A 17,846-nucleotide genomic window follows, 5' to 3' on the forward strand; every position below is an offset into this window, starting at 1 on the left:
ATGGCGGCGTTGCGAAAGCGCCTCAGTAGAGCGTGCGGATCGGCTGGTCGGCGGCGCCATAGGGCACCCAGCGGCAGGAGAACGAGATGTAGCCGCCCTCATAGGCCTGCACCGCCAGGAATTTGGCGACCTTCCCGTAGCGCGCGCAGTGATCGACCGCGACCTGCCGCGCATCGACCTGGGTTGCCATCGAATAGGCGATGATTCCGCCAGTGTCGTTGCCCTTGAACGGAGGCACCGGAAGCAGATCGGCGCGCGCCGACTGGCTCGCCATCATACCCAAGGCAAGTAGGCCCGCGGCCGCAATGATTCGCATTCCCGTCACTCCGATTGGTTGGCGGCAGTTTACGGTGTCGGCGCGGCGGTGGAAAGAACGGATGGCCGGTCCAACGCAGCATTGCGGTCAACTCGTCGGCAAGTGTTGCCGCGCTGCACTTGACCTCCTCCGGCCTTCACGGCACCGTCCGACCCTTGCAGATCATGCTGTCTGGATCATCCATGCGCGCCTCGACCTTCCTGAAATCGCTCCGCTTTGCCGCCGTGCTCGGCCTCCTGTTCGGGGCGCTGTCGCTCGGTGAGGCCAGGGCCGCCAATCCGCTGGAGCTGAATTTCTGGCTGAGCGGGCCGCGTTATGACGGCAACGTCTCCGAATGCGACCGGGCGCTGCCGACGATCGCCAGCCAGTTCTGGGAGAAAGAAAGCTCGTTCTGGAATTCCTCGTTGAAGATCACCGGCTTCGCCGCGGTTCACGAGACCGCGTTCCGGCCCTGGGCATCGGACAACATCCCTCGCCGCTATTGCACCGGCGAGGCCATGCTCACGGACGGCAAGATGCGCAAGGTGCACTTCTCCATCGTCGAGGATGGCGGCTTCGCCGGCTACGGCCAGGGCGTCGAATGGTGCGTGGTCGGGCTCGACCGCAACTGGGCCTACAACCCGGCCTGCCGCGCCGCCAAGCAATAATTGCTCTGATCCGGACCGATCAGGCGGCCCAACGATGGTCGCCCAAAATTTGTTCTTGAAATGTTCCTATCGCCTGCTAGGCTCGTCTGCACAGTCTAGTTGAGGGGCGTCGCCATGTTTCATTCCAGATTGCATTCGTTCTCCCGCCTGATGATCTCGCTGACGCTTGCGACCGGGCTGGCTGCGTTGGCCGGCGGCGCAAAGGCCCAGGACAAGCGGCAGAACACGCCCGGCGAGTTCGATTTTTATGTGCTGTCGCTGTCGTGGTCGCCCTCCTTCTGCGAAGAGGCGGCGGAGCGCGGCGGCCGCTCGCAGACCCAGTGCAGCGGACGGCCCTACGCTTTCGTGGTGCACGGTTTGTGGCCGCAATATGAGAATGGTTTTCCGGAATATTGTCAGCGGCCGTCGCCGCGGCTGAACCGCAGCATCGTCTCGTCCATGCTCGATCTGATGCCGGCGCCGGGGCTGATCTTCAACGAATGGGACAAGCACGGCACCTGCTCGGGGCTCGCCGACCGCAGCTATTTCGAGACGATCCGGAAGGCGCGCGCCGCAATCAAGATTCCGGCCGAATATCTCGATTTGTCGCAGGCCAAGACGGTGGCGCCGGCAGAGGTGGAGGAAGCCTTCATCAAGGCCAACCCGGGCCTCAGCAATGCCGCCGTCTCGATCACCTGCAACCGGACGCGGCTATCGGAAGTCCGCATCTGCCTCAGCAAGGACCTGCAATTCCGCGCCTGCGAGGAGATCGACCGCCGCGCCTGCCGTCGCGACCAGGTGGCGATGCCGCCGATCCGGGGTGGGTAGCCCAGGCGTCGTGCCTCTTTGCTCAGGCCGTCACGTGGCGTAGTGCTCTTGCATGAATTACCGCCACGCCTTCCATGCCGGCAGCTTCGCCGATGTCATCAAGCACATCGTGCTGGCGCGCATCATCACCTATCTCCAGGACAAGCCGGGCGCGTTCCGCGTCATCGACACCCATGCCGGCGCCGGCCTCTACGATCTCGAAAGCGACGAGGCGCGTCGCGGCGGCGAGTGGCTGACGGGCATTGCGCGGCTGATGCAGGCGCGGCTGTCGAACGACGCCATGGCGCTGACCAAGCCCTATCTGGACATCGTCCGCGCCTTCAATCCGAAGGGCGAGCTCAAGGCTTACCCGGGCTCGCCGCTGATCGCACGCGGCCTGCTGAGGCCGCAGGACCGCCTCTTGCTCTGCGAGCTCGAGCCGAAGGCGCGCAAGGCGCTGATCGGCGTGCTGCGCCACGACGAACAGGCCCGCGTGGTCGACCTCGACGGCTGGATGGCGCTGCCGGCTTTCGTGCCGCCGAAGGAACGGCGCGGGCTCGTGCTGATCGACCCGCCGTTCGAGGCGAAGGACGAGTTCGAAAAGCTCGAAGAGGCCTTCTCGACGGCTTTCGCGAAATGGCCGACCGGTATCTATGTAATCTGGTATCCCGCCAAGAGCCGGCGCGCCACCGACGCACTGGTGCAATCAGTGGCGCGGCTCGCAGCCGCAGCAAAACCGCCGGGAAAATGCCTGCGCCTCGAATTCAGCGTGGCGCCACAAGCCGACGGCGCAGCCCTCACCTCCAGCGGGCTCTTGATCGTCAATCCCCCTTACACACTGCACGGCGAGCTCAAGACGATCCTGCCCGAGTTGGAAATGCCGCTCGGCCAGGGGGGCGCTGCCAGATTCCGATTAGAGGTACCAAGGCCGTAACACTCCGGCATCTTGGGAAAAATATGCAGGAGCGGTGGTCAATCTGCAGAGAACCGTATTATGCTGTTGCGGTGACTGGCTTTACGTTCCGCTTCCGCGAATGGTTGCGGCGGAGTGAAGGCCTAAGAAAGATCCAGTCGGACCGAATGGTCTGCCCAAGGATGGCCAGCTCCCGGGCTTCGTAAGGCCCGGTCATGTCGTGACGTGCGTCTGCGTCACGACGGAGGAGCAATGAGGGGGAGTTTCCCGATGGCCATGACGGGAACGGTCAAGTTTTTCAACGGTGAGCGCGGCTACGGATTCATCAAACCGGACGACGGGGGCCGCGACGTCTTCGTGCATATTACTGCTGTGGAGCGGGCCGGACTGAAGGACCTTGCCGAAGGACAGCGTATTACTTTCGAAGTCGAACCGGACAAGAAGGGCAAGGGGCCGAAGGCGGTCGATTTGGTCATCCTTCCCTAGCGAGTCCGACGCGAAACACCGGCGCAAAAAAAATCCCGGCCGCGAGCGGCCGGGAGGCTGTAGTCCGGTATTTTCTTCTTTGGGTATCAGAAGTGATAGTTCACGCCTGCGCGCACAACGCTGGCGCTATAGCCGTTTGACACGCCTGTAATCGCGAACTGACTCGTCGACAGATCGATGTAGAGATATTCGAGCTTGGCGCTCCAGTTCGGCGCGAAACCAACTTCGGCGCCGGCACCGATGGTCCAGCCGGCGCTGGTATGCGACTCCGTCCAGCCGAACGTCTGCGCGCGCAGCTCGCCGAAGGCGAGGCCCGCCGTGCCGTAGAACAGCACGTTGCTGAGGGCATAGCCCGCGCGGCCGCGCAGGGTGCCGAACCACGGATTGGAGAACTTCCACGGCGCGAAGGTATCGTCGGCACCGGCGGCCTGGATGTCACCTTCGACACCGAACACCCACGGGCCGGTCTGGAAATTGTAACCGGCCTGAACGCCGCCGACGAAGCCCGACGGTTTTGCGGGATTGTTGTTCACCGAGCCCCATTCGTAGCCGAGATTGGCACCGAGATACGGACCGGCCCAGCTATAGGCGTTGAGCGGCTGATTGACCGTGTAGGGCGCACGCTGCCCGTAATTGAGATCGGCGGCCCCTGCCGAAGCCGTCCAGCCGACTGCAGCCAACGCGGCTGCGCCCACAACGAGCCTCTTCATCACATACTCCAACGCAACTGCCGTCACCGGCGCGATGCCTGCGCCGCGCGAGGCAAAACCGCATGGTTACGGAACCACCACTATTTCGCGTAACATTTATCGAGAGTTTTAAGTTAAAGGCCTGTTAAGCCGGGTTACCGCGCTGTTAACAGGCTTAAGCAAGCGTTACCGGGAACTGCGCCGCCATCCTGTGCGTGCCGCACCGCCGGAACTTCAAATCGGCACCCGCAACGCCTAAATTCGCACCATGGTTCACGATTCCACCGACAATCCGGACGACGCACGTGCGCGCAAACCCGCGCGCGGCAACGCGCCCGACGTCCCGCCCCAGGAGACGGAAGCGGCGCCGCCCGACCTCGATCCCGCCACAGCAAACGGGGACGACGAGGACGACGCACGGCTGCCGGACATCCTGGAAGAGAGCGGCACGGTCGGCGAAGAGCCGCTGGCGACCGGCCACGAGGCGATCGAACGCGCGGTCCGCCTCGCCCCCACCTCGCCCGGCGTCTACCGCATGCTCAATGGGAATGCCGACGTGCTCTATGTCGGCAAGGCCAAGAACGTCAAAAAGCGCCTGTCGAACTATGCGCGCCAGAGTGCGCCGCAGCCGGCGCGCATCCTGCGCATGATCGCCGCCACAGTTACCGTGGAAATCATCTCGACCCACACCGAGACCGAAGCGCTGCTGCTGGAGGCCAACCTCATCAAGCAGCTTCGGCCGCGCTTCAACGTGCAGCTGCGCGACGACAAGTCGTTTCCCTATATCCTGATCACGGGCGACCATTGGGCGCCGCAGATCCTGAAGCATCGCGGCGCGCAGACGCGGCCCGGTCGCTATTTCGGCCCGTTCGCCTCGGCCGGCGCCGTCAACCGCACCATCACCGCGTTGCAGCGCGCATTCCTGATCCGCTCCTGCACGGATTCCTTCTTCGAGAGCCGCTCGCGGCCCTGCCTGCTCTACCAGATCCGCCGTTGCGCCGGCCCCTGCACCCGCGAGATCGACTTCCCCGGCTACACGACCCTGGTGCGCGAGGCGAGCGACTTCCTGTCCGGCAGGAGCCATGCGGTGAAACAGGAGCTTGCCGCCGAGATGGAGAAGGCCTCCGGTGAGCTCGAATTCGAGAGCGCCGCGCTCTACCGCGACCGCCTCGCTGCGTTGTCCGCGATCCAGTCGCAGCAGGGCATCAATCCGCGCACGGTGGAAGAAGCCGACGTGTTCGCCATCCACCAGGAGGGCGGCTTCTCATGTGTCGAGGTGTTCTTCTTCCGCACCGGGCAGAACTGGGGCAACCGCGCCTATTTCCCGCGCGCGGAGAAGACGTATACGCCGGAAGAGGTGCTCGGCTCCTTCCTCGCCCAGTTCTATGACGACAAGCCGCCGCCGAGGAACATCCTGCTCTCGCACGAGATCGAGGAGAGCGAGCTGCTCGCCAACGCGCTGTCGATCAAGGCCGGCCGCAAGGTCGAGGTGTCCACGCCGAAGCGCGGCGAGAAGAAGGAGCTCGTCACCCACGCGCTCACCAACGCGCGCGAGGCCCTGGGCCGCAAGCTCGCGGACACCGCGACGCAGAGCCGCCTGCTGGACGCCATGGCCACGACCCTGAGCCTGCCGCATGCGCCGAAGCGGATCGAAGTCTACGACAACAGCCATATCCAGGGCACCAACGCGGTCGGCGCCATGATCGTCGCCGGCCCCGATGGCTTCGTCAAAAACCAGTACCGCAAGTTCAACATCAAGTCGGAAGGGATCACGCCGGGCGACGACTTCGCCATGATGCGCGAAGTGCTGGAGCGCCGCTTCAAGCGCCTGATCAATCCGCCCGAAGAGGGCGCGGCCAAAACCAAGGACGACGACTTCCCGCAATGGCCCGATCTCGTGATCATCGACGGCGGCCGCGGCCAGCTCAACGCGGTCCGGGAGATCTTTGCAAATCTCGGCCTGACCCAGGTGGCGCTGATGTCCGTGGCCAAGGGGCCGGACCGGGATGCCGGCCGCGAGACCCTGTTCATGCCGGAGCGCGAGGCGATCAAGCTGGAGCCGCGCGACCCCGTGCTCTATTTCATCCAGCGCCTGCGGGACGAGGCGCACCGCTTCGTCATCGGCTCGCACCGCAAGCTGCGCAAGAAGGACATCCGCGAGGCCGGCTTGCAGGAGATTCCGGGCATCGGCCCGTCACGCAAACGTGCCTTGCTGCATCATTTCGGAACCCTGAAGGAGATCGAACGGGCCTCGATCACCGATCTCGGCAAGGTTCCGGGGGTGAGCGCCGAGAGCGCCCGCAGGATTTTCGAGTATTTCCACCCTCAGCCGAGATGAAATAAAAGGGGGCCGCGGTCATATGGTCGTCGCATCCCGCACCCCATTTGGGAGCGGAACGGTTGACCTTGAGGCTGCAGCGGTATTGGTAGGACGGATGAACATCGCCACGACACGAGGGACCACCAGCCGCGCGATGTCCCTCCCGAACATCCTGACCTACGGCCGGATCGCCGCGATCCCGGTCGTGGTCGGGTGCATCTACGCACAGTCGATCATGGACGGTCCGCTGTGGCTGCGATGGGTTGCCGTCGCCATTTTCATCGCGGCTGCGGTCACTGATTACCTCGACGGCTATTACGCGCGGATCTGGAATCAGCAATCGGCGTTCGGCCGCATGCTCGATCCGATCGCCGACAAGCTTCTGGTCGCCTCGTGCCTGCTGATGCTGGCCGCCGACGGCATCATTCACGGCTGGTCGCTGTGGGCCGCCATCGTGATCCTGTGCCGCGAGATCCTGGTCTCGGGCCTGCGCGAATATCTTGCCGCGCTGCGCGTCAGCGTGCCCGTGACCAAGCTTGCGAAGTGGAAGACGACGGTTCAGCTCATCGCCATCGGCTTCCTGCTGGCCGGTCCCGCCGGCGATGAGGTGGTGCCCATGGTCTCGATGACCGGGCTGGCGCTGCTCTGGGCCTCGGCGATCCTCACCATGTACACCGGCTACGACTATTTCGGCGCCGGCATCCATCACCTCATCAAGGAGGATGAGGGATGAAAGTGAAGTACTTCGCCTGGGTGCGCGAGCGCGTCGGCAAGGCCGAGGAGACCATCGAGCCGCCCGCGACCGTGCACACGGTGGAAGAGCTGATCGCCTGGCTGTCTGGCCAAGGCGAAGCCTACGCCTACGCGTTCGAGAAGCCGAAGGTGATCCGCACCGCGATCGACCATGCCCACGTCAAGTCGGACGCCGCGATCGCGGGCGCTCGCGAGATCGCGTTCTTCCCGCCGATGACCGGCGGCTAGACCATGCCCGCCACCACCTGTCCCGTCACCATTCGTATCCAGCAAGACGATTTCGACATCGCGCGCGAGATCGCGGTGCTGACCGGGAACCGCACCGACATCGGTGCAGTCGTGAGCTTTTCCGGCATCTGCCGCGGTGACGAGGACAGCGCCAAGATCGCCGCGCTCTCGCTCGAGCATTATCCGGGTATGGCCGAGGAAGAGATCAGGCGCCATGCCGACGAGGCCACCTCGCGCTGGCCGCTCAACGGCGTCACGGTGATCCATCGCGTCGGCCGTTTCATGCCCGGCCAGAACATCGTGCTGGTGCTGACCGCCTCGCAGCACCGCCAGGCAGCGTTCCAGGCAGCCGAGTTCCTGATGGATTATCTGAAGACCAACGCGCCGTTCTGGAAGAAGGAAGAGAGCGCCACCGGCACCGGCTGGGTCGAGGCCCAGGCCCGCGACGATGAAGCCGCCGCACGCTGGACCCGATCCTGATGGCAACGACATCCAAAAAGACCGTGCGCGGCCGCGCCGCGCCAAAGCTCGCGAAAGTGGGGCGCGGCGAGCTTCTCACGCTGATCGATTTCGTCCGCTATGCGGTGAGCCGCTTCAACGAGGCCAAGCTCGCCTTTGCCCATGGCACACCCGATCCGGTCGCGGAAGCGGCCTTCCTGGTCTGTGAAGCCCTGCATCTGCATCCCGAGCAGTTCGAGATTTTTGCCAACGCGCGAGTCGCGGACGCCGAGAGCAGGACCATCATCGATCTCATCCATCAGCGCGTCACCACCCGCAAACCGGCCGCCTATCTCGTCAACAAGATCTACATGCGCGGCCTGCCGTTCTATGTCGACGAGCGCGTCATCGTTCCCCGCTCCTTTATCGGCGAGCTCTTGGAATCGCATTTCGGCGGCGACGGCGAAGCCGGCTCGCTGATCGACGACCCCAGCGCGGTCGAACGCGTGCTCGATCTCTGCACTGGGTCGGGATGCCTCGCGATCCTCGCAGCGCATCATTTTCCGAATGCCACGATCGACGCCGTCGATATCTCCAAGGGCGCGATCGACGTCGCCAGACGAAATGTCGGCGAATACGGGCTCGATGACCGGATCAGCCTGCATCGCGGCGACCTGTTCACCCCGCTCGGTGACGCCAAATACGACCTGATCATCACCAACCCGCCTTATGTCGATGCCGAAGGCATGGCGGCGCTGCCGCCGGAGTGCCGGGCCGAGCCGAAGCTCGCCTTTGACGGCGGCGCCGACGGTCTCGACGTGGTGCGCCGGATCCTGCGCGACGCGCCCGGCCATTTGACGCCGGATGGCGGGCTGATCTGCGAGATCGGCCGCGGCCGCGAGCTCGTCGACGAGGCCTTTCCTGAACTACCGCTGCTCTGGCTCGACACCGAGGACTCCGAGGGCGAAGTGTTCTGGATCGCGGCAGCCGATCTCGGCTGATCGATCACGACGGGCAGACCTCGTCGGAACAAGTCAAATACCGCCACGTTCATCCCCCGACGAATTTTCTCGCACTCGGAGGATCACCGCATGCTTGCGCCATCGGGCGAATTGCTGCGCGCCGGCGTCGCGCTCAAGCTCAACCATCTCAAGCGCGCCGCCCAATCCTATGCCCGCGACCGGAGCAATCAAGCCACGGGGCGCATGACGTCTTACGCGACTGCGGCCGGACTGCTCGCCGTTGCGGGCTTGTTCGTCGTCGCAGCCTTCTTTGTCGGATTGATCGCCCTGTACCGCTGGGTTGCGATCCATTACGGGCAATTCTGGGGATTCGGCGCCGCCGGCGGTGTCCTCCTGGTCCTGGCCGCCGCCTGCGCCGGCGTGGCCATGGCTCAGATGAAGCGCAAGACCAAGCCGATCTTGCCGCTTGCCAGCCGCCTACGGGTGGCGATCGCCACCCCGCGCATCCCGCGCGGAACGGTGAAGCAGGCCGTGAAAGAGGTCGCGACGACAATTCCCCTCGCGCCGCTCGCGCCGGGCGAACGGGGACAAGACCGAGGACATGGCGGCAGCACGTGGCCGGCTCGGTCCAACCGGCCCGTGCAACTCGGGCTGATGCTCGCGGCCGTTGGGCTGGTCGGGCTGACGGCCGCGCGCCGGCGGCGTCACGGCCACGGAGCGGATACCTGAAAATGCCTCTGCGGCGCGCCGAGCAATTCGACAGCTGGCTGTTAGTGGCAGCCACGACCGTGTTCGTGCTCACCGCGGAACGGTATTTCCAGGATTCTGGCCTGATCCGGCCGGGACCTCCGCAAGACCACCGCAACGGCGAGGCGAATTCGCCGGAAACGAGCCCGACGGGCGCAGCCTCGCAGCCCGGCCGCGGCCGCCGTGCGAAAAGCCCGTTCGCGATCCCGTGGGCAGGCTGGAAGGACATCCTCTGGCGCACCTATCAGCGCATCGACGAGGATCGCCTGCTCGCGACCGCCGGCGGCGTCGTCTTTTTCGGGCTGCTCGCGATCTTTCCCGCCATCACAGCTCTGGTTTCATTCTATGGCCTGTTCGCCGATCCCTCGACGATCAGTTCCAACCTGCATTCTCTCGCGATGATGCTGCCCGAGGGCGCGTTCCAGATCGTCGAGGACCAGGTGGCGCGCGTCGTGTCGAACGGCGGCGCCACCCTTGGTGTCACTTTCCTGTTTGGACTCGTGCTCGCGATCTGGAGCGCCAATGCCGGCGTCAAAGCCATCTTCGACGCCCTCAACGTCGCCTATGAGGAGCGTGAAAAGCGCAGCTTCATCCGGCTGAACACGGTTTCGCTGGCCTTCACGGTCGGCGGCATCGTTGCCCTGCTGCTGATGGTGGGCACCGTTGTCGCCTTCCCGCTTGCGCTCAACCACCTCGGCATGGCGCCCGAAAGCAAGCTGATCGTGGCGCTGGCGCGATGGCCGGTGCTGTTCGTCATTCTCCTTGCGGCGCTCGCCATCCTCTACCGCTTCGCGCCCAGCCGCGACGCCCCGCGCTGGCAATGGCTGAGCCCTGGAGCGGTAACGGCGGCGATCCTCTGGATCGCCGGCTCGGCGCTGCTGTCCTGGTATCTCTCGGAATTCGCCAATTACAATGCGACCTACGGCTCGCTCGGCGCTGCGATCGGCTTGATGATGTGGATGTGGATGTCGGCCATCGTCATCATGTTCGGGGCCGAACTGAATTCGGAGATCGAACGGCAGACCCTGCGCGACACGACCGCCGGGGCGCCCAAGCCGCTTGGCACCCGCGAGGCGGTCTCAGCCGACACGGTCGGCGCTGCGGCGCCATCCTGACTCCGAGATCGGGCCGCTATCCCCTCGAATCAACAATGATGTTAAGCTCATGCCGCTTGGGGGAGCATGCGGCGTGACGGGATCGAGACGCCACCCGTGTTTTCCCGGTCAGGCAGTCAGCTCTTGAGGCGTAGCGCGCGGCATGATTCGTATTTCGACGATCTTCATCGCCATCTGCATGGTTCTGGTCGCCGCCTCGCTTGGGCTCGTGCTCTATGCGGTCGCCGGCATCAGCGGAACCGAATCCGCGATCGTGGCGCTGACGGCGCTGACCTTCCTGATCCTCTACAATGCAGTGTCGATGCGACTGCGCGACCGCAGCGACGTCGGCGGCCAGATCGCCGATCTTTCGCGCGGCACCGCCGATCTCGCCCGTCAGGTCGCCGAGTTCGGCCGCCGGCTCGCCACGATCGAAGCACGCATCGCCTCTTCCAATTCGGCCAACTCCGACCGCATCCAGTCGGTGGTCGGCGAGATCAACGAGCTCGGCGGACTGGTCAGGCAACTCGCCACCACCGTGTCGGCCCACGAGGATCTGATGGCCGGCAACGCGCCGGTGCCGGCCCCCACGCCGGTCGCAAGGCAGGAGCCGGAGGCGCCGCTCGACCTAATGGCCACGCTTGAGGAGGAGCGGCCGGCTGCTCCTCCCCCGCTTCCCGCGCCGCCGCCGTTGCGGCCGGCAGCACCGGCGATCCAGACCCAGACCGCCAATCCGGTTCAGACCTCCAACGGCCGCAACCAGACCCAATTGCTGGCGACGCTCCGCAACGCGATCGACGAGAACCGCATCGACATCTTTCTCCAGCCGATGGTGTCGCTACCGCAGCGCAAGGTCCGCTTCTACGAGGCGGTGACGCGCCTGCGCGACGAGCGTGACCAGCTGGTCGCGGCGGAGGAGTTCATCAGCATCGCGGAGGCCTCCGGCCTGATCGGGCGCATCGACAACATGGTGATGCTGCGCTGCGTCCAGGTGCTGCGGCGCCTGATGGTACGCAACAAGGAGGTCGGCGTGTTCTGCAACGTCGCGGCTTCCACGCTCGGCAATTCCACGACCTTCGCGCAATACCTCGATTTCCTCGAAGCCAACCGGGCGCTGGCGCCGTCGCTGGTGCTGGAATTCAAGCAATCGACCTTCCGCAATCTCGGTCCGGCCGAGACCGAAAATCTCGCCGCGCTCGCCCAGCGCGGCTTCCGTTTCTCGATCGACCATGTCACCGATTTGCGCATCGAACCGCGCGAGCTCGCCGATCGCGGCGTGCGCTTCATCAAGGTGCCGGCTTCGCTGCTGCTCGACCCCAGGCAGGCTTCGGCCTCGGACATCCACCCTTCCGACCTTTCCGACCTGCTCGGCCGCTTCGGCATTGACCTGATCGCCGAGCGGATCGAGGGCGAGCGCGCCGTGATCGACCTGCTCGATTATGACGTGCGGTTCGGCCAGGGGTTCCTGTTCGCGCCGCCCCGGCCATTGCGGCCGGAGGGGCCATCTGCTACCGCCGCGCCGAACCAGGCACAGGACACTCAGGGATCCAATGGCTCCGGCACACCCAGCTCAAGCGCAACGTCGGCTGCGTCTGCGCCACAGCGCGTCACCGGCAACGCCGCGCTCGCGCGCCGCATCTGATCGGCCGCACGTATCATGACCACGCTGCATTTCGCTGAAAGCCTGCGTGAACTCGTGGCGGGCGTGGATGTCGTGCTCAGCGATATCTGGGGCGTGGTCCATAACGGCCTCGAATCCTTCCCCGAAGCCTGCGAGGCGCTGCATACCTATCGCAGCCGCGGCGGTACGGTCATCCTGATCACCAACGCGCCGCGCCCGGCCGACTCCGTGCAGCGGCAATTGCGCAAGCTTGGCGTGGCCGACGAGACCTATGATGCGATCGTGTCTTCAGGCGACCTGACGCGGCTCTATGTCGCCGACCATCCCGGCCGCAAGATGTTCTGGCTCGGCCCGGAGCGCGACAACTCGATCTACCGCGGCCTCGATGCGGTGATCGCGCCGCTGGAGGAGGCGGATTACATCGTCTGCACCGGTCTCTACGACGACGAGACCGAGACGGCAGAAGATTATCGCGGCATGATGCTCAAGGCGCGCGAGCGCAAGCTGACGCTGGTCTGCGCCAACCCCGACATCGTGGTGGAAAAGGGCGACCGCCTGATCTATTGCGCCGGTGCGATCGCGGAGCTCTATCGCGAGCTCGGCGGCGAGGTGATCTTCTACGGCAAGCCGCACCGGCCGATTTACGAGCGCGCGATGGCGCTCGCCGGCGAACGCCAGGGCCACCAGATCGACCGCAAAAAGGTGCTCGCGATCGGCGATTCCGTCCGGACCGACCTCACCGGCGCGCGCGAGTTCGGCATCGATTGCCTGTTCGTGACCCGCGGCATCCATGCCGAGGAGTTCGAGGGTCTCGACCAGCTCGACCCGGCTTCGGTGCTGGAATTGTTCGGTCATCCGCCGAAGGCGCTGATGCGCGAACTGAAGTGGTAGCGAGTTGATCGTCATTCCCGCTTGATATGGGGCATCGATTCCGGAACGACGAACCCGACGCAGAAAGCCCGGGACAATCGCCCGGGCCTTCCGAATTCAACCGATGGCTTCGATCACGCCTTACGCGCTTGCCATGTCCGGGAAGACCGCCTCGATCTTGGTCTTCAGCGTCGCCGCGTTGAACGGCTTGACGATGTAGTTGTTCACGCCGGCCTTCTTGGCCGCGATCACGTTCTCGGTCTTTGATTCGGCCGTGATCATGATGAAGGGCGTGGTGGCGAGGTTCGGATCTGCGCGCACTTCGCGCAGCAGGTCGTAACCCGTCATCGGCTCCATGTTCCAGTCGGAAATCACGAGCCCGTACTTCTTGCCGCGCATCTTGTTCAGCGCTGCCGAACCGTCGCTTGCATCATCGATATTCTCGAAGCCAAGCTGCTTCAGGAGGTTCCTGATGATACGGATCATGGTGCTGTAGTCGTCAACCACCAGAACCGACATCGACAAATCAACCGCCATCTCGACTCCCCCAACGCAAACCCAGGAAATATTTACGATCGGACCTGCCGGGCCGGAGCCCCGCGGTTCCACGCCCAAGGACTAGCACCAAGGCGTTAAACAGCGCGTTAACTGGGAACGCCCCCGGTGGACTGAAATCGCTTTCGATGCGGCCGCCCCCTCCCGCTTGACTTCATCCGGCCCGTCGCGCCACGGTCCCGGCCGGTCCCGCCGGTTTGAGAATTCCCCTGATGGCTCCGCATTTTACCGTTATCCGCGACACCACGCCGGACTCCGCCATTGCAAGGGGTGCCGTGGTCGCGATGGGCAATTTCGACGGCGTTCATCTCGGCCATCGCGCCGTGATCGCCGCAGCCATGGAAATGGGCAGGATCCATGGCCGCCCGGCGCTGGCATTGACCTTCGAGCCGCATCCGCGCCGGTTTTTCAGCCCCAACACCCCGCAATTCCGCCTGACCGACGAGCGGGCCAAGCTGCGGCTTCTGGCCGGCACCGGACTTGACGGCGCCGTGGTCATGACCTTCGACAAGTCCCGCGCCGGGACCAGCGCGCAAGACTTCATTCACCATGACCTGATCGGGCGCCTGGGCATCGGCGGGATCGCAGTCGGCTACGACTTCCACTTCGGCAAGGGTCGGGTCGGCTCGCCGAGCCTCCTCGTCAACGAGGCGCCCCGGCTCGGCATCGAGGTCGACGTGCAGCCGCATGTCGATATCGACGAGCGGCCGGTCTCGTCCAGCGCGATCCGGATCGCGCTCGCCGAAGGCCAACTCGACGAGGCCACGGCCATGCTCGGCGCGCCCTGGTTCATCACCGGCGAGGTCATCCACGGCGAGAAGCGCGGCCGCGACCTCGGTTATCCCACCGCCAACATCCGTCTCGATGCCAATTGCGGCCTCAAGCACGGCATCTATGCGGTGCGGGTCGGCCGCGGCGCGGAGCGGCTGGACGGGGTGGCAAGCTTCGGTCGCCGCCCGACGTTTGATAATGGCGCGCCGCTGCTGGAAATCTTCCTGTTCGACTTCAAGGGCGATCTTTACGGACAGACGCTCGACTGCGCCTTTATCCGCTTCATCCGCGATGAGCTGAAATTCGACAGCCTGGAGGCCCTGATCCGCCAGATGGACGACGATTCCGCCTGCGCCCGCGCCATGCTCGCCGCCGCCCCGGACGCGTTTCCGAGGCTTGGCGTCATCGATTGAGGTCGGAAACCGGCCCGCCGAACCTTTTGCGCTTCCCCCGCCCCCCTGCTATGGAGAGCCCATGTTTGCGCGGCGCATCATAGGGATTAGCGGCCCGGCTTCCGCCTGAGCTTTCGGCTCGGCGCAAGACCGGGATGTTGTCGTTTCACCCGCGATTCCGCATCGCCATCCGTTCCCGCGCCTTTCCGAGCCAGTCAGCCTCATGTCCGACAAGCCACAAAAATCCCAAAAATCCGAAGCCAAAGACTATTCCAAAACCCTGTTCCTGCCGCAGACCGAATTCCCGATGCGCGCCGGCCTGCCGCAGCGCGAGCCGGAGCTGCTGAAATACTGGAACGACATCGGCCTTTACGACAGACTGCGCCAGGAAGCCCAGGGCCGCGCCAAATTCGTGCTGCATGACGGCCCACCCTACGCCAATGGCAACATCCATATCGGGCACGCGCTGAACAAGATCCTCAAGGACGTCGTGACCAAGAGCCAGCAGATGCTCGGCTTCGACTCCAACTACGTGCCCGGCTGGGACTGCCACGGCCTGCCGATCGAATGGAAGATCGAGGAAGAGAACTACCGCTCCAAGGGCAAGCAGAAGCCCGACTTCCGCGACTCCGCCGCGATGGTGGCGTTCCGCAAGGAATGTCGCGCCTATGCGACACACTGGATCAACGTGCAGCGCGAGGAATTCAAGCGCCTCGGCATCATCGGCGACTGGGATCATCCCTATCAGACGATGAGCTATCCCGCGGAGGCGCAGATCGCCCGCGAGCTGATGAAGTTCGCCGCCAACGGCACGCTGTATCGCGGCTCCAAGCCGGTGATGTGGAGCGTGGTCGAGAAGACCGCGCTCGCCGAGGCCGAGGTCGAGTACGAGGACTACATCTCCGACATGGTGTGGGTGAAGTTTCCCGTCACGTCTCCGGCACATGGCGCGCTCGCCAATGCTTCGGTCGTGATCTGGACGACCACGCCCTGGACACTGCCCGGCAACCGCGCGATCTCGTTCTCGCCGAAGATCGCCTACGGCCTCTACAAGGTCACGGATGCGGCCGCGGACAATTGGGCGAAGACCGGCGATCTCGTGATCCTGGCCGATGCGCTTGCCGCAGAGGTGTTCAAGCAGGCGCGCGTCACGGCCTATGAGAAGGTGCGCGACATTCCCGGCGACACGCTGGACGCCGTGGAGTGTGCCCATCCCTTGCGCGGCCTCGATGGCGGTTACACGTTTATCGTGCCGCTGCTCGCCGGCGAGCATGTCACCGACGATACCGGCACCGGCTTCGTGCACACCGCGCCGAGCCACGGCCGCGAGGATTTCGACGTCTGGATGGCCAACACCCGCGAGCTCGATGAACGCGGCATCTCGACCGCGATCCCCTACACTGTCGACGAGAACGGCGCCTATACTGCGCAGGCCCCCGGCTTCACCGGCAAGCGCGTGCTCAACGACAAGGGCGAGAAGGGCGATGCCAATGAGGCCGTCATCAAGGCGTTGATCGAGGCCGGCAAGCTGCTCGCGCGCGGCCGCCTCAAGCACCAATACCCGCATTCATGGCGCTCGAAGAAGCCGGTGATCTTCCGCAATACGCCACAATGGTTCATCGCGATGGACAAGGATGTCAGCGAGAATGGCCACGCCAGGAAGGGCGATACGCTGCGGGCCCGCGCGCTGCAGGCGATCTCGGTCACGCAATGGGTGCCGCCGTCGGGTGAGAACCGCATCAACGGCATGATCGCCAATCGTCCGGACTGGGTGATCTCGCGCCAGCGCGCCTGGGGCGTTCCGATCGCCGTGTTCGTGCGCGAGAAGAGCGACGGCTCGGCCGAGATCCTGCAGGACGAGATCGTCAATCAGCGCATCGCCGAGGCCTTCATGGAGGAAGGCGCTGACGCCTGGTACATGGAAGGGACCCGCGAGCGCTTCCTTGGATCGCGCGCGAAGGAAGACTGGAAGAAGATCGACGACATCTGCGACGTCTGGTTCGATTCCGGCTCCACACATGCTTTCGTGCTCGAGGATCGCCAGAACTTCCCGCAGCTCGGCAACATCGTCCGCAAGGTCGATGGCGGCGACGACACCGTGATGTACCTGGAAGGCAGCGACCAGCATCGCGGCTGGTTTCATTCCTCGCTGCTGGAAAGCGCCGGCACGCGCGGCCGCGCGCCATATGACATCGTGCTCACCCACGGCTTCACGCTCGACGAGAACGGCCGCAAGATGTCGAAGTCGATCGGCAACACCGTCGAGCCTCAGAAGGTGATCAAGGATTCGGGCGCGGATATCCTGCGCCTGTGGGTCTGCGCCACCGACTATGCCGACGACCAGCGCATCGGCCCGGAGATCCTGAAGAACACCATCGAGACCTATCGCAAACTGCGCAACACTGTGCGCTGGATGCTGGGAACGCTGGATCACTACAAGCCGGCCGACGCAGTCGCGCCCGCCGACATGCCTGAGCTCGAACGGCTGATGCTGCACGAGCTCGCGGTCCGTGCTGCCGTCGTCCGCAAGGCCTATCAGGAGTTCGACTACAAGACCGTGGTCGCGACCTTGTCCGCCTTCCTGAACAGTGAGCTCTCCGCGTTCTATTTCGACATCCGCAAGGACACGCTGTATTGCGATCCGCCGTCCTCGCCGACGCGCAAGGCGGCGCTGACCACGATCGACCTGTTGTGCAGCTCGATCCTGAAATGGCTGGCGCCGATCCTCAGCTTCACCGCGGAGGAGGCCTGGCGCATGTACAGGCCTGACGCCGAGCCCTCGGTGCACCTGACGCAGTTTCCCGACGACCTCGAAAGCCTGCGCGACGACAAGCTCGCCGCGAAGTGGGAAGCGATCCGCAACGTCCGCCGCGTCGTCACCGGTGCGCTGGAGCTCGAACGCGCCGCCAAGAACATCGGCTCGTCGCTGGAGGCATCACCGGTCATCTATGTCGCGGACCGCGACATGCTTGCGACGCTGTTCGACACCGACCTCGCCGAGATCTGCATCACCTCGAACTACGAGGTGCGCGAGGGCGAGGCGCCGGCTTCCGCATTCCGTCTCGATGCCGTTCCAGGCGTCGCTGTCGTGGTGGAGAAGGCGGTCGGCACCAAATGCGCCCGTTCCTGGAAGATTTCGCCGACGGTGGGTGACGACCCCGAATACCCCGACGTCACCCCGCGCGATGCCCAGGCGCTGCGCGAATGGAAGGCGCTGGGGGTCAGCATCTAGGTCTCACCGTCGTCCTGACGAAAGCC

At 64.6% G+C, this 17,846-nt stretch carries 18 protein-coding genes; 15 read left to right on the forward strand and 3 right to left on the reverse strand.

Annotated elements, in window-relative coordinates; translation table 11 throughout:
• Positions 1-22: 22 nt before the first annotated feature.
• Complete coding sequence (locus tag IVB48_RS25010; protein WP_027520377.1) at positions 23-316, reverse strand: hypothetical protein; 294 nt, start codon at positions 314-316, stop codon at positions 23-25.
• 182 nt (positions 317-498) lie between these two features.
• Between IVB48_RS25010 and IVB48_RS25015 the strand changes: the two genes are divergently transcribed.
• From IVB48_RS25015 to IVB48_RS25030, 4 genes are all read left to right on the forward strand, one after another.
• Positions 499-963 carry a hypothetical protein gene (locus tag IVB48_RS25015; RefSeq protein ID WP_027565385.1) on the forward strand — a complete coding sequence of 155 codons (465 nt, stop codon included), beginning with the start codon at positions 499-501 and terminating at the stop codon, positions 961-963.
• A gap of 114 nt (positions 964-1,077) precedes the next feature.
• Positions 1,078-1,770: a ribonuclease T2 gene (locus IVB48_RS25020; protein WP_247403895.1), complete on the forward strand. Its 693-nt coding sequence runs from the start codon at positions 1,078-1,080 to the stop codon at positions 1,768-1,770.
• Positions 1,771-1,822: 52 nt separating this feature from the next.
• A complete protein-coding gene (gene rlmJ / locus IVB48_RS25025; protein ID WP_247403900.1) occupies positions 1,823-2,683 on the forward strand; it encodes a 23S rRNA (adenine(2030)-N(6))-methyltransferase RlmJ in 861 nt (286 codons plus the stop codon).
• 249 nt (positions 2,684-2,932) lie between these two features.
• Positions 2,933-3,148 carry a cold-shock protein gene (locus IVB48_RS25030; protein WP_007614865.1) on the forward strand — a complete coding sequence of 72 codons (216 nt, stop codon included), beginning with the start codon at positions 2,933-2,935 and terminating at the stop codon, positions 3,146-3,148.
• Positions 3,149-3,234: 86 nt separating this feature from the next.
• Here the strand turns inward: IVB48_RS25030 and IVB48_RS25035 are convergent, their stop codons facing one another.
• Positions 3,235-3,858, reverse strand: coding sequence for an outer membrane protein (locus IVB48_RS25035; protein ID WP_027565388.1), 624 nt, complete (start codon positions 3,856-3,858; stop codon positions 3,235-3,237).
• Between the two features lie 247 nt (positions 3,859-4,105).
• Between IVB48_RS25035 and uvrC the strand changes: the two genes are divergently transcribed.
• From uvrC to IVB48_RS25080, 9 genes are all read left to right on the forward strand, one after another.
• Positions 4,106-6,175, forward strand: coding sequence for an excinuclease ABC subunit UvrC (uvrC, locus tag IVB48_RS25040; RefSeq protein ID WP_247403903.1), 2,070 nt, complete (start codon positions 4,106-4,108; stop codon positions 6,173-6,175).
• Positions 6,176-6,272: 97 nt separating this feature from the next.
• Positions 6,273-6,890 carry a CDP-diacylglycerol--glycerol-3-phosphate 3-phosphatidyltransferase gene (gene pgsA / locus IVB48_RS25045; RefSeq protein ID WP_027565390.1) on the forward strand — a complete coding sequence of 206 codons (618 nt, stop codon included), beginning with the start codon at positions 6,273-6,275 and terminating at the stop codon, positions 6,888-6,890.
• A complete protein-coding gene (gene moaD, locus IVB48_RS25050; RefSeq protein WP_247403906.1) occupies positions 6,887-7,138 on the forward strand; it encodes a molybdopterin converting factor subunit 1 in 252 nt (83 codons plus the stop codon). Before pgsA ends, moaD begins: the two co-directional genes overlap by 4 nt.
• 3 nt (positions 7,139-7,141) lie before the next feature.
• Complete coding sequence (locus IVB48_RS25055; protein ID WP_027565392.1) at positions 7,142-7,618, forward strand: molybdenum cofactor biosynthesis protein MoaE; 477 nt, start codon at positions 7,142-7,144, stop codon at positions 7,616-7,618.
• Complete coding sequence (gene prmB / locus IVB48_RS25060) at positions 7,618-8,577, forward strand: 50S ribosomal protein L3 N(5)-glutamine methyltransferase (protein ID WP_247403909.1); 960 nt, start codon at positions 7,618-7,620, stop codon at positions 8,575-8,577. The genes IVB48_RS25055 and prmB overlap by 1 nt, the downstream gene beginning before the upstream one ends.
• A 90-nt stretch (positions 8,578-8,667) precedes the next feature.
• The gene (locus IVB48_RS25065; RefSeq protein ID WP_247403912.1) at positions 8,668-9,267 is read left to right on the forward strand and encodes a phage holin family protein; all 600 of its coding nucleotides are present in this window, start codon (positions 8,668-8,670) and stop codon (positions 9,265-9,267) included.
• 2 nt (positions 9,268-9,269) lie between these two features.
• Complete coding sequence (locus IVB48_RS25070; protein ID WP_247284520.1) at positions 9,270-10,400, forward strand: YihY/virulence factor BrkB family protein; 1,131 nt, start codon at positions 9,270-9,272, stop codon at positions 10,398-10,400.
• Positions 10,401-10,542: 142 nt separating this feature from the next.
• Positions 10,543-12,021 carry an EAL domain-containing protein gene (locus tag IVB48_RS25075; protein ID WP_247403915.1) on the forward strand — a complete coding sequence of 493 codons (1,479 nt, stop codon included), beginning with the start codon at positions 10,543-10,545 and terminating at the stop codon, positions 12,019-12,021.
• A gap of 15 nt (positions 12,022-12,036) precedes the next feature.
• Entirely contained in the window at positions 12,037-12,891 is an 855-nt protein-coding gene (locus tag IVB48_RS25080; protein ID WP_027565397.1) for a TIGR01459 family HAD-type hydrolase, read from the forward strand.
• 120 nt (positions 12,892-13,011) lie between these two features.
• Here the strand turns inward: IVB48_RS25080 and IVB48_RS25085 are convergent, their stop codons facing one another.
• Entirely contained in the window at positions 13,012-13,407 is a 396-nt protein-coding gene (locus IVB48_RS25085) for a response regulator (RefSeq protein ID WP_007596883.1), read from the reverse strand.
• A 230-nt stretch (positions 13,408-13,637) separates the two neighbouring features.
• Here IVB48_RS25085 and IVB48_RS25090 point away from each other — a divergent pair, with 230 nt between their 5' ends.
• Positions 13,638-14,609: a bifunctional riboflavin kinase/FAD synthetase gene (locus tag IVB48_RS25090; protein WP_247357959.1), complete on the forward strand. Its 972-nt coding sequence runs from the start codon at positions 13,638-13,640 to the stop codon at positions 14,607-14,609.
• 202 nt (positions 14,610-14,811) lie between these two features.
• Positions 14,812-17,820 (forward strand): isoleucine--tRNA ligase, encoded by a 3,009-nt coding sequence (gene ileS, locus IVB48_RS25095; protein ID WP_247403918.1) that lies wholly within the window; start codon positions 14,812-14,814, stop codon positions 17,818-17,820.
• The last annotated feature ends 26 nt before the right edge of the window (positions 17,821-17,846 follow it).

Origin of the sequence: Bradyrhizobium sp. 76 (assembly GCF_023073025.1) — a bacterium.
Taxonomy (GTDB): Bacteria; Pseudomonadota; Alphaproteobacteria; order Rhizobiales; family Xanthobacteraceae; genus Bradyrhizobium.

Coding starts and splice junctions, on each gene's coding strand:
- IVB48_RS25010 (WP_027520377.1), bottom strand. CDS start 316: ATGCGAATCATTGCGGCCGCGGGCCTACTTGCCTTGGGTATGATGGCG.
- IVB48_RS25015 (WP_027565385.1), top strand. CDS start 499: ATGCGCGCCTCGACCTTCCTGAAATCGCTCCGCTTTGCCGCCGTGCTC.
- IVB48_RS25020 (WP_247403895.1), top strand. CDS start 1,078: ATGTTTCATTCCAGATTGCATTCGTTCTCCCGCCTGATGATCTCGCTG.
- rlmJ (WP_247403900.1), top strand. CDS start 1,823: ATGAATTACCGCCACGCCTTCCATGCCGGCAGCTTCGCCGATGTCATC.
- IVB48_RS25030 (WP_007614865.1), top strand. CDS start 2,933: ATGGCCATGACGGGAACGGTCAAGTTTTTCAACGGTGAGCGCGGCTAC.
- IVB48_RS25035 (WP_027565388.1), bottom strand. CDS start 3,858: ATGAAGAGGCTCGTTGTGGGCGCAGCCGCGTTGGCTGCAGTCGGCTGG.
- uvrC (WP_247403903.1), top strand. CDS start 4,106: ATGGTTCACGATTCCACCGACAATCCGGACGACGCACGTGCGCGCAAA.
- pgsA (WP_027565390.1), top strand. CDS start 6,273: ATGAACATCGCCACGACACGAGGGACCACCAGCCGCGCGATGTCCCTC.
- moaD (WP_247403906.1), top strand. CDS start 6,887: ATGAAAGTGAAGTACTTCGCCTGGGTGCGCGAGCGCGTCGGCAAGGCC.
- IVB48_RS25055 (WP_027565392.1), top strand. CDS start 7,142: ATGCCCGCCACCACCTGTCCCGTCACCATTCGTATCCAGCAAGACGAT.
- prmB (WP_247403909.1), top strand. CDS start 7,618: ATGGCAACGACATCCAAAAAGACCGTGCGCGGCCGCGCCGCGCCAAAG.
- IVB48_RS25065 (WP_247403912.1), top strand. CDS start 8,668: ATGCTTGCGCCATCGGGCGAATTGCTGCGCGCCGGCGTCGCGCTCAAG.
- IVB48_RS25070 (WP_247284520.1), top strand. CDS start 9,270: ATGCCTCTGCGGCGCGCCGAGCAATTCGACAGCTGGCTGTTAGTGGCA.
- IVB48_RS25075 (WP_247403915.1), top strand. CDS start 10,543: ATGATTCGTATTTCGACGATCTTCATCGCCATCTGCATGGTTCTGGTC.
- IVB48_RS25080 (WP_027565397.1), top strand. CDS start 12,037: ATGACCACGCTGCATTTCGCTGAAAGCCTGCGTGAACTCGTGGCGGGC.
- IVB48_RS25085 (WP_007596883.1), bottom strand. CDS start 13,407: ATGGCGGTTGATTTGTCGATGTCGGTTCTGGTGGTTGACGACTACAGC.
- IVB48_RS25090 (WP_247357959.1), top strand. CDS start 13,638: ATGGCTCCGCATTTTACCGTTATCCGCGACACCACGCCGGACTCCGCC.
- ileS (WP_247403918.1), top strand. CDS start 14,812: ATGTCCGACAAGCCACAAAAATCCCAAAAATCCGAAGCCAAAGACTAT.